At 53.4% G+C, this 10,902-nt stretch carries 5 protein-coding genes and 2 pseudogenes; 5 read left to right on the top strand and 2 right to left on the bottom strand.

The genetic code is table 11. The features are described from left to right. Window positions 1–499 precede the first annotated feature (499 nt). Complete coding sequence (locus tag GGE09_RS19285) at window positions 500–5,023, top strand: VCBS domain-containing protein (RefSeq protein ID WP_309747821.1); 4,524 nt, start codon at window positions 500–502, stop codon at window positions 5,021–5,023. 536 nt (window positions 5,024–5,559) lie between these two features. Here the strand turns inward: GGE09_RS19285 and GGE09_RS19280 are convergent. Further along, the gene (locus GGE09_RS19280) at window positions 5,560–6,063 is read right to left on the bottom strand and encodes a hypothetical protein (protein ID WP_309747820.1); all 504 of its coding nucleotides are present in this window, start codon (window positions 6,061–6,063) and stop codon (window positions 5,560–5,562) included. A 467-nt stretch (window positions 6,064–6,530) separates the two neighbouring features. Between GGE09_RS19280 and GGE09_RS19275 the strand changes: the two genes are divergently transcribed. Continuing rightward, window positions 6,531–6,941 (top strand): hypothetical protein, encoded by a 411-nt coding sequence (locus tag GGE09_RS19275; RefSeq protein WP_309747819.1) that lies wholly within the window; start codon window positions 6,531–6,533, stop codon window positions 6,939–6,941. 170 nt (window positions 6,942–7,111) lie between these two features. Here GGE09_RS19275 and GGE09_RS19270 read toward each other — a convergent pair. Next, a pseudogene (locus tag GGE09_RS19270) lies at window positions 7,112–7,341 on the bottom strand (IS6 family transposase); the annotation flags it as partial. A gap of 161 nt (window positions 7,342–7,502) precedes the next feature. Here GGE09_RS19270 and GGE09_RS19265 point away from each other — a divergent pair. From GGE09_RS19265 to GGE09_RS19255, 3 genes and pseudogenes are all read left to right on the top strand, one after another. Next, complete coding sequence (locus tag GGE09_RS19265) at window positions 7,503–7,826, top strand: transposase (RefSeq protein ID WP_309747818.1); 324 nt, start codon at window positions 7,503–7,505, stop codon at window positions 7,824–7,826. A 365-nt stretch (window positions 7,827–8,191) separates the two neighbouring features. Continuing rightward, window positions 8,192–8,899 (top strand): annotated as a pseudogene (locus tag GGE09_RS19260) (IS3 family transposase); the annotation flags it as partial. Window positions 8,900–9,373: 474 nt separating this feature from the next. Further along, window positions 9,374–10,891, top strand: coding sequence for an ABC transporter substrate-binding protein (locus GGE09_RS19255; RefSeq protein ID WP_309747817.1), 1,518 nt, complete (start codon window positions 9,374–9,376; stop codon window positions 10,889–10,891). Window positions 10,892–10,902: the final 11 nt, after the last annotated feature.

The following is a 10,902-nucleotide window of genomic DNA, read 5'->3' as shown; positions in this document are numbered from 1 at the left end:
CCCGTTAATGTGACAACACCGTCGCAACCCAGTTTAGAATCTGCCCCGGGTACAACTCGTTGGCGTATAATAAAGTTTATGTTAATATATGAGAAAACAGTGTATATAGGTTATGGTATAACACTTTATTGAAGAAACGATTGCATTGATGCTCATGCACTCTTCAAGGTTGATTATGCACTAACTATTGTTAGCGTCGCGCTTCGAGTGTCTTTCGTTTGATCCTTTCCACTGCCCGACAGGGCAATGCGTAGCATGATCCCGAGAGGGGGATAGTCTTCTTCTTGATCTTTTCCCTTTCACTCAGAATGGCTTTGTCGCGCGTGTATTAGACGTCTATTACAATTCCATTCATTTTCCCGAAGCGATTGACAATAATCCTGTATCCGATTGTAATGATGCACAAAGATATTGGTCTGTATGCGTTCATTTGCCTTGTAGTATCCGGTGGTAACGCTGCCGGACTCCCACAGTTTAAGTGAATACAGGCACGCATATTATGTACGATTTAGCAGACAATCCGTCCTCTCCAACACGTTTGGAGGTTGGAAACACCTATACAGTTACGTCGACAGGAGCGGACCTTGGGGGGTGGTTTTCGTTCTGGGCTGATTACGATTCCGTTTATACGATCATTGTCACGACCACGGATGAGACCCTTTCAACGGCGATTGGATCGTTGGATATTGAATCTACTTCTTTCGCACCGATTGGGGTTCAATGGCCAACGGGGGCTGACACCTACGCTGGTAAAGATGCGATCCAGATTGCCGCATATGACAGTGTTTACGCGGATTATTACACGCGCGTTACCTTGGAAACTGCGCAAAGTGACAGCCTGCTAAGCACTATTTACAGCCCAGCAGATCTGTCGGGGTGGTATGTCGCCCCAGTTTGGGCGTTCGAGCCTTATTACGGGGCCAATACCATTGATGAAAATAAAACCTACACCTATCAAGTTTCTGTCGTCCTAGGGGATGGAACAGATTTCATCGTTGATGACTGGGGCAATGATGTTGCTAACGGCGGGCGTTTTGAAAAAGAACTTTCCGCCTCTCTGACTTCACCGGATCAGGTTAAATCCGGCGTGATAGAAGTGCCCGATGACAAAGATGTTTTCAACATCACGTTACGGGCGGGCTTTAAATACGATATTCATGTTGCCACCGCCGATGGCACCGTTTTAGGGGATCCGCTTGATTACATCGACGTGGATGTGAACCTTCCAAGCGGGCTGTGGCTGAATTCGGGGCATTTTGAACCTTTGGGCAATTCCACCACAGGCGGTGTGGCCACTGCGGGGGTTTCCTTGGAAAAGCAGGGCAATTGGACCCCGGGCCAACAGGTTGAGGCAGCAATCACGGTCCAAGGGGCGGTCAACCCGCTAACAGGACAGCGCGATACGGGGGGCTATACGGTTTGGGTCACCCCTGCGGATGATCGAGGCGGCAATACGCTAACGCCGGATGTTATCGGGCGGCCCGGCAAAGAAACCGGCCAAATCGAAGAGCCAGATCCAGACGCCCGCATCAACCAGTTTGGCGAAGAAGACTGGTATCGGATCGACGGGGGTGTTGTCGAAGGATACACCTATGTGATCACATCAAAATCCCTGTCCGATGATATGACTGCGCTGGATCTAAGCCTGTATCTTGATACAGGCGGGCTGCGCATGACTCCGCGGCGTGATTTCCTGATCTACAAAGCTGATGCAACCGAAGCGATGTTTGTCGCGGTGGAAGCTTCCGTTGACAGTGAATATGGCGCCTATGAAATCGAACTGGGGCAATACGCGGGTAAAGTCAAAATCTATGATGGCACAGATAGTAAGGTCATTTCAGGGTCGGGCAAAGCGGATCTGATCCAGATGGGCAAAGGCGACGACCGCATCAATGGGCGTGGTGGCGATGACACACTATCCGGCGGCGCAGGGGCAGACCGGTTGTTGGGTAAAGGCGGTTCAGACAGCATCGCTGGTGAAGCAGGCTCTGACACGATTGAAGGTGGGAATGGGCGTGACAGTCTTTGGGGCGATGTCGGGAGCGACCAGGTGTTGGGACAAGGCGGCAGCGACCTGCTGTTTGGCGGCGGCGGAAATGACAAGATGTTTGGCGGGGGTGGTCAGGACGTGGTGTCTGGCGGCAATGGCAGCGATACCCTGACAGGGGGTGGGGGTGCAGACACACTGAACGGGGGGGGTGGAAAAGACCGTTTGGTTGGTGGCGCGCAAAAGGACGTGCTGACTGGTGGCAATGGCAATGACGCCCTGTTTGGAGGCGGCGGTAGTGATATGCTTTACGGCGGCCGCGGGGCTGATACGCTTAGCGGTGGGGCAGGGGCTGACACGATTAGCGGCGACGGGGGCAACGACTCGATTCTTGGCGGGGCTGGGGCAGATATCTTGTGGGGTCATGCTGGTAAGGATCGGATTGACGGGGGCCGTGGAGATGATCAGATCGAAGGCGCTGACGGCAATGACAGGCTATGGGGTGGTGCAGGAAACGACACCTTGTTTGGCGGCGATGGGAATGACGGGCTGACCGGCGGAAACGGGCTTGACGTTGTCTATGGCGGCGCGGGGGACGATCTGCTGATTTGGTCTTCTAACGCCACTGACGCGAGCGGCCTTTACAACGGGGGTGATGGTTATGACAGAGTACGCTTTTTCGTGGATGCGGAACTGGCAGCGTCTACTGCCTTTCAGGTAGGGTTTTCAATTTACCAAAGGCAGCTGGCGCTTGGAAACACTGAAACCAGCTTTACGTTCGAAGCAATTGGCTTGACGCTTGTGGGTATTGAGGAAGCCAATATGGTTGTTGGCGCAAAGGGGCTGACAGCCGCAGCTGATGTGGTTTCAATCAATGCGGGGAACAGCGCGTCTGGCAACCTGTTGGACAATGACAGGGCCGAAGACCCGTTTGACGCCCTAAAAATAGTTGCTGTGGGGAGCAAAAAAGCGCAGGTCGGGACCGCCATTGAAACAGATTACGGCGTGTTTCAGATCGAAAAGGACGGCAGCTATACCTATACTGGCGATTATACCGTACCTGCCTTGCAGCAACTGGCGGGCGGTGCCACGGTATTGGATTCACTGACCTATACAATGTCCAGCCCAAACGGCAAAGCCACAACCACCTTAACTGTCGAAATCACCGGATATAATGATTACCCGACTTTTGAAAACACTACGTTCAGTGCAGTAGAAGACGGGCCTGTTGTAACTGTTGATCTTATGGGTTTTGCCGATGATATCGATGACGATGATGATGGCACAACGCTTGTTTATTCTTTGTCTAACACCCCGTCAGAGGGCAGCGTTTCCATTGACGGCGGCGTGTTGACCTTTGATCCGGGAACAGATTTTCAGGACCTTGGGGTTGGTGAAACCCGCGAGGTATCAGTTAATATCGTTGTTACGGACAGTCATGGTAAAACCGGTTGGGGGACTGTTACCTTTCAAGTAGAAGGTAACAGTGATGTGGTTCAGCCCACGCTTTATGGCTTCCGTCTGGATAGCAGGGGCGTGAACGACGGGGTGGGAACCGCAGTGTCTTTTGCAGGCGATATAAACGGCGACGATATCGACGATATTTTGATCGGCGCGCGAACGGCCGATCCTAATGGGGAAAATTCTGCTGGCACAACCTATGTGGTGTTTGGGACCAGGGATAATCGTGCGATACCCGTTGATCTTGGTGCCCTGGACGGCACCGACGGCTTTGCCATGAATGGTGTCGCTGAAGGCGATTACTTTGGCGCTTCTGTAGCCGCTGCAGGCGATGTGAACGGCGACGGGTTTGATGACCTTTTGATCGGGGCTTACGGGGTCAATGTTGGGCTACAAAACAACGCTGGTAAAACCTATGTGGTTTTTGGCACCGCTTCGGGTTTTGCGGCCAGTTTGGATATTGAAACGTTGGATGGCACGAACGGCTTCGGGGTGGAAGGCGAGGGCTATCAGAACAACGCCGGCTATTCTGTGTCCACTGCAGGGGATGTGAACGGCGACGGGATCAGTGATATTCTGATCGGCGCCCCGTCAAGCGGGTCCGGTAAGAAGGCCTTTGTGGTCTATGGGGTTGATACAGGTTTTGATGCCAACCTTAACCTTGGCACATTGGACGGGACAAACGGCTATGCCCTGTTCAGCGCCGATAAAGGGGACTCTATGGGCAGTTCAGTTTCTTCGGCAGGGGACGTTAACGGCGATGGAATTGACGACATAATCGTTGGTGCCATGCAATCCGATGTGGACGATTACTCTAATGTTGGCAAAAGTTATGTGGTTTTTGGAACCAAAGATGCCCGCACTGCAACGCTGGATATGGCCGACCTTGACGGAACCAACGGCTTCGTCGTGACCCATTATGGCGGAATAAATTCCCTTTCTGGAAGTGTTGTTTCCGCTGCGGGGGATGTAAACGGGGATGGCGTTGACGATATGCTTGTTGTGGATGCAAGGATCAACTCAACTTCGCAGGTCTATGTGGTTTACGGAAGCACCGACCCGTTTGAGGCCCGCGTGAACCTTAACCAACTGGATGCCACAGAGGGTCTGCACCTGCATTATCGCGGTGCCAAGCAAAATGATAGATTTTCCGCAGCCTCTGCTGGCGACGTCAACAATGACGGAATTGATGACCTGATGATCAGCGCAAGCAGGTCCAGTCCTGACGGACTAATCTATGCGGGCCAGTCATTTTTGGTCTTTGGCAAAGCAGGCGGATTTACAGAAATCGTTGATGTCTCCGAACTGGACGGGACAAACGGCTTTGTTTTTAAAGGCGGCGCAGAATACGACCTTGTGGGCAGTTCGGTGTCAATGTCAGGCGACGTGAATGGGGATGGTGTTGCAGATATTCTGATCGGCGCCGCTCGCAGCTCCACCAGTAACGGCGGAAGTTACGTTATCTACGGCGGAGGCGATTCACTGGCAGAATTTGATGCCGCAGATGGCATGGCAGACGGCCAAATTGAACTGTCATTTCTAGGGCTGGAACCGTTTGAACTGTACCCTGCATAGGGTGTTGTCCGGCCTAGTGTTGGCAGGTTTTGCTCTGGGTGGTATCAGGCGGGTAGTGCCGCAAAGTTTTCATCAACCTAAGCAAACTCGCCTACTGGGCACACTTATCCAGCGAGGGGGGGCGAGATCGGGGTTTATGCAGGCTTTCTCAGTGGCATCCGGCACGTTGTCCCCTCCCACAAGCAGGGCAGGGAACAACGCGGCGGTGCCGCAAAGACTGTCTTTCTCTGTCTGTGTAAGTATTTGGGTGTGGGGTTTTGTCTTCTGTATCAAGTACAAATTGCGACAGCCAGCCGCCGCGCTCCCACTACTCATTTTCTTTTATTCAGTGCGGGGCCTATCCTTTCCCACCCGTCTGGGACTGAACGGGTTGGAAAGGATAGGCCCCGCACCTCTGCACTCTTCGCAAGAAGTGTTCGACGAGCGGATTCCTAGCGCTCCTAAAGTGGGATTCTAATATATATAACACGGTGAAGACGTTTTGAGGTTTGGTGGGCCTACCTCACGAAGAGAGGTCGATCAAAAGCAACATGCGCTTAGCTTACCAACGCCTTTGGCGCGTCAACAACGACACCTGTTTCTGGCTGGGGGGCTGCGCCAGAAACAACCGTGCGGCCGGAAGCCTTCCAAAAATGCCGACAATACAGGTCGACGATCTTGCCAATAGGTAACGGAAATCGATGCCTGTGCAGTAGGGCCCGCGCATATGAGTCACGGCTATTTCGGGTATTGATGAGAACTAGATTGGACAGCACTGCGCGCAACTTGAAATCTCCTGCTCGGGCGGCGGCGGCCAGATCGCGCAAGAATCCGAGCAGCTGATCAATGGGTGTCTTGTGGTAAAGCTCAGTAAGGACAATCATGCGGTCGAATAGCTCGAGATAGCTGTGGTACTTGTCACAGCTGTTCTTTGAATTCATGGGTGTTTGGGCGCGGGCTTTCTTTTGCCCAAACAGGCTCCGGTAGCCTTTTTGGCAAAATTTCTGGTCGCTACATCGCTGGGTGAACTGGATTTTGCAGTACGGGCAAATTGCTTGCATAGTCTTCTCGCCATGGATTTTGTTCGACTTCGAAGTCAGGAGGCCCCGCTAACTGGCGCAATATTGGTGCGAAAATGGGCCGAATATTTGACGATGTTGTGGCGAATGAAAAAACCGGCCAAGCAAGACTTTGGTGTCACGCGGGTTATAGGAATTAATAACCCGTATGACACTTTTTTCGATCCGCAAATTTCCCAGACAACATTGATCGACCGATGTCCTTGATACAACAATTCGAGGACCGATTATGTCAAACACCCTCCCACCCCGAGATCTGGCTGGCCGCTTTGGTGGACATGGCGCGTTTCAGGTGAAGGCCCCTGCGCTGACCACGATGTTCACTAAGTTGGCTCACGCGGAGTCTGACTTGAAGACGGCCCTTACAAGCGCCATTCAAAACCTTGCCCAGATTGGAGAGGTCCCGGAAGGCGCTCCAATTCCGGCAATAGTCATCGCGGCCAGTCCTGGTGCCGGTAAAAGCGCGTGTCGCGCGCGAACTTCTTGGGGATTTAAGAGGGAACGATCCGATCGTGTTTCACGCTCTCACACTGGCGCTTTCGCAGGAGGCTGCGCTGCATGCACATGAGCTTGAAGGCAAAGCCCATGTGATCCGCGGTCGCTCCGCGACGGACCCGAACGTTCCCGATCAAAAGATGTGCCGTAAGTCCGAATTGGTCGAGCGCGGGGTACGATTGGGGCTGAACATCCGGGAAAGCTTTTGCGAACAGGGGGAGGCGCGTTGCGCTCATGCGGACAGCTGTGCCTATCTAAACCAATTTGAGACCTCCAAAGCCTTGGGACATCGCTACATGGCGACCAGCTATTTAGGATACCCGGATCCCGACGTATATGATGGTATTCTGCGCGTGGTTGATTAAACGTTCTGGGCGCAACAGCTCTCGTTCGTGACCATCGACATCAACGCGTTCAGATTGCCAAGAACGTTTCTTAGGCATTACGCTCAACGCGGGCGGAAAGAGGCGGGGCGTGTTGAGGCGGCATCGCCAAGTTGTTGTTTCGGGCTTTTACAGTCCCACTGATCGTTAGATTACGCCGCCATGTCGGCGGTGTCGTCGGCCCAGAGGCTGAAGGCATCGGCCTGGGTGTGGCGGTGTGAGGTTGCTGTGAGGCTGTAACGGCGAGGACGGAAGATTCGATTGATTGGGTCATGTGCGTAGAGAAATCGCTGGGCCTCCGGTGAGACTTGAAACGGCCGAAAACCTTCTCCCGCTTGCGGGTCGGCCGATGTGATCCTTCAATGGCGTTATTCAATCCCTTGTCGCAGGTGAGCGGGATTCGGGTGTGTTGGCATCCTACCGCGATGTGAGGTGCCGCGCGTCGGTTGAGACGATCAAAACCGCCCTGAACGGCAATGACCGACCAGAACACATCTTTGGCTGACCCAATCGCTGGAGCTTTATGACTTCTATCGGGCCAAGATGCTGGAATGTGGTCGTCATCTTGAGGCGGCGCTGGCGGCATTGGGCGCGGGCACCGAACATGACCTCAGCAAGTTGCCGCGCCTGCGCACCAAGACCAAGCATGTCAGCACGCCTTCGTTTGACGTGCGGGCCGCGCTGTTTGGCGTTCTCGGCGTTGATCTGACCCAAATCCATGGGATGGGGCCGTCCCTGTTGCTCAAGCTGGTTGGCGAATGCTGCACTGATCTGCGCGCATGGCCAAGCGTTAAACACTTCACGTCTTGGCTTTGTCTGGCACCGGGCAACAAGATATCCCCTTCTCACACATGCAAGCATGTGTGAGAAGGCAGTGGGCGGTAAGGTGCTGTCATCGCGGACAAGACGATCTTCTAGCCGAGCGGCGGCACTATTGCGTTTGGCCGCTGTCACGATCTGGCGCAGCGATACCGCTCTGGGGGCCTTCTGCCGGAGATTGGCGGCACGGGCAGGTAAGGCCAAAAGCGTTCACAGCGACAGCGCGCAGGATCGCCGTTCTGGTCTACAGCACCCTTCGACACGGCATGACCTACAAAGACCCCGGCGCGTCTCATTACGAGGAACGATACCGTGTCCTTGGCAATCTCAAACGCCGTGCCAAGTCATTTGGCTATGATTTACTAGAATTGCCACCAGAGGCTGACATCGCTGTTCCTTAGGAAGGCGGCAATCTTCTTTGCAGGCTAAAGGCGGTTAGGTTTGTTTTTATCGATGCCTGGAAAGAAGTTTGGCCTGTAGAATTTCTCTGCCGCATCATACAGGTCACATCGCGGGGGTTTCGTGTATGGCGGAGTAACCCAATGAGCCGCAGACAGCGCGACGATATGGTGATCTTGGCGCATGTCCGCGAGCAACATCGCGCCCAATCTGCTGGATCAAAACTTCATTGCAGATGGCCAAAACCAGAAATGGGCAGGTGATATATCTTATATCTGGACCAGTGAGGGCGGGCTGTATCTGGCGGTCATCCTTGATCTGTTTTCCCGCCGTGTCATCGACTGGGCCGTCAGTATCCGCATGAAGCGGGTTCTTGCGATCCGGGCGCTGAAGATGGCTATAGCCTTCAGATCCCCGCCTATGGGCTGCATTCATCATACGGATCGTGGATCGCAATACTGTTCTCACAACTATCAACGATGTCTGTCCACGCACCGCCTCAAGGTCTCGATGAGCGGCAAGGGCAATTTTTATGACAATTCTATGGTTGAGACGTTTTTCAATTCCCTCAAGGCAGAGCTGATCTGGCGGAACCGATGGGAAACCAGACGGCAAGCCGAAGGAGCGATATTCCAGTATATCAATGGGTTCTATAATCCACGGCGGCGTCATTCATCGCTCGGTGGAAAAACCCCTTGGCCTTCGAACAACAGGCTGCCTAAATGAGTTTAGAGACCGGAACGCAACCGTGACAAGTCCACCAAGTCGTTTACAGTTGTTCGCCTCGATGCAATCTGAAACCCGCAATTCCTTCTCCGTACCAGTCCGCTGTCGTTCCGCTATCACCGACTCAAAGCATTTGAAGTGTGGAAATCCGCGGCAAACGTCGATTGAACGACGTTTGGCATGCCAACTGGCAGACTCGGCGCGTTAACGAGACAACACTGTTCAAATTCTTCAGCTCAGCTTCTGCCGCACTGTCAGTGAATTGCAGCTGCACACATGATCCGCAAGTGCCTAACTTTGTGATTGAACCTCACAATCACGCCCTTCTCATTACCTAAGACACCACCACGATATGTTCCGTTAAGGTGGTTAGTTTTACTTTTCACATGCAAGAAACTTTTAACTTTTCATAATCGCTATACTCGGGATAGGTCTCTGCCAGAGGAAATTACGGGCTGGGAGGGCCTGATATGACATTTACATTCAGAACACTTGCGATGGCAGCTGGGACAAGTGCTGCGCTATTGGCCCAACCTGTTGTGGCGGCGCCGTCAGGGACGTTCCATTTCGCGGACCAAGCCAAGCTGATCACAATGGACCCCCACCAGCATACCGGTGGCGGCACATCTTATTTGCGCCCTGTTTATCAGGCCTTGTTTGACCGCGACCCAAATGGCGAGATTATCCCCGTTCTGGCGGAAAGCTACACCAGTGAAGGCACGCAGGTTACCGTCACGTTGAAACGCGGGATCAAGTTTTCTGATGGCACGGATTTCACCGCTGAAGTTGCGGCGCAGAATATCAATCGGGTGATTGAGCTGGGGGTGAATGCCTCGTTGAAACTGGCGGCCAAGGCTGAAGTTACGGGTGAAAACCAGATCACGATTACGCTCAAAAGCCCTGATCCGTCTATAGTTGAGGCTTTGACAGGCACCGCTGGCATGATGGTCAGCCCAACCGCGCTGAAGGATCCTGCACTGGATCGCAATCCTGTGGGAACCGGCCCGTTTATCCATGCCGCTGATCAATCCCGTGAGGGGGAGTTGCATGTTTACATCCCGACCCCGAACTACCGCAATCCAGAGGATCAAGGGGTTGAACGGATCGAGATTTCCGAAATTCCCGACAATACCGCCCGTCTGAATGCGCTTAAAACGGGTCAGGTTGATCTGGCGGTTTTTCTGTCTTCGCCGCAGGCAGCGATTATTGACCGTTCGGCGGGGATCAAGCTGCTGAAACAGCCAGGCGGGACCACCTACCACCTGTCTATTCTGGACCGCGAAGGAACAATTGTTCCGGCCTTTGCAGAACCCAAAGTGCGCATGGCGATGAACTATGCGATCAACCGCGAGGCTTTTTCCAAGGCGATTGAATTTGGCCTGTCCACCCCCGCATCCCAGCCCTATTCCGAGGGCCTGTGGATGCATGATCCGGCGTTAAACGGGCGCTATGGCTATGATCTGGAAAAAGCGCGGGCTTTGATGGCCGAGGCGGGTTTTGAGGACGGGTTTGAATTTACCATCCCGTCGATCCCGATTTTTGCGTCCCGCCTAGAGGCCGTGGCGGGGTTCTTGAAAGAGATCAACATCACCATGAACATCCAGACAGTTGAGCCAGGCACCTTGGCGCGGCGCAGTCGGACGACGGATTTTCCGGCGACCAATCTGGTTTGGAACAACGCCATCGATCCAAAATTCATGACCACGTATTATGTGGCCGAGGATGCGGTCTTCAATCCGTTCAAGATTGTGCCAGACCCTGAATTGACCGCGCTAAGCACGGCTGGTTTGAGCAAATCCCAAGAATCCGAGCGGGCGCCGATCTATTTCAAAATGCTCGAAAAGCTGGCGGATGAAAGCTATATGATTTTCATCACAACCACGCCTATCCTGTTTGGTGCGTCAGATGCTGTGGCCGCGAATGCCACCGTTAAATTCCGCCCCGGCACGGATACGCCTTACTTCCGTGGTTTGCGCGTCAACAACTAAAGACGCCTTTT

This window comes from Roseobacter sp. N2S (assembly GCF_031454055.1).
In the GTDB taxonomy this organism is placed as follows: Bacteria; Pseudomonadota; Alphaproteobacteria; order Rhodobacterales; family Rhodobacteraceae; genus Amylibacter.
This window is presented reverse-complemented; position numbering and strand designations above follow the sequence as displayed.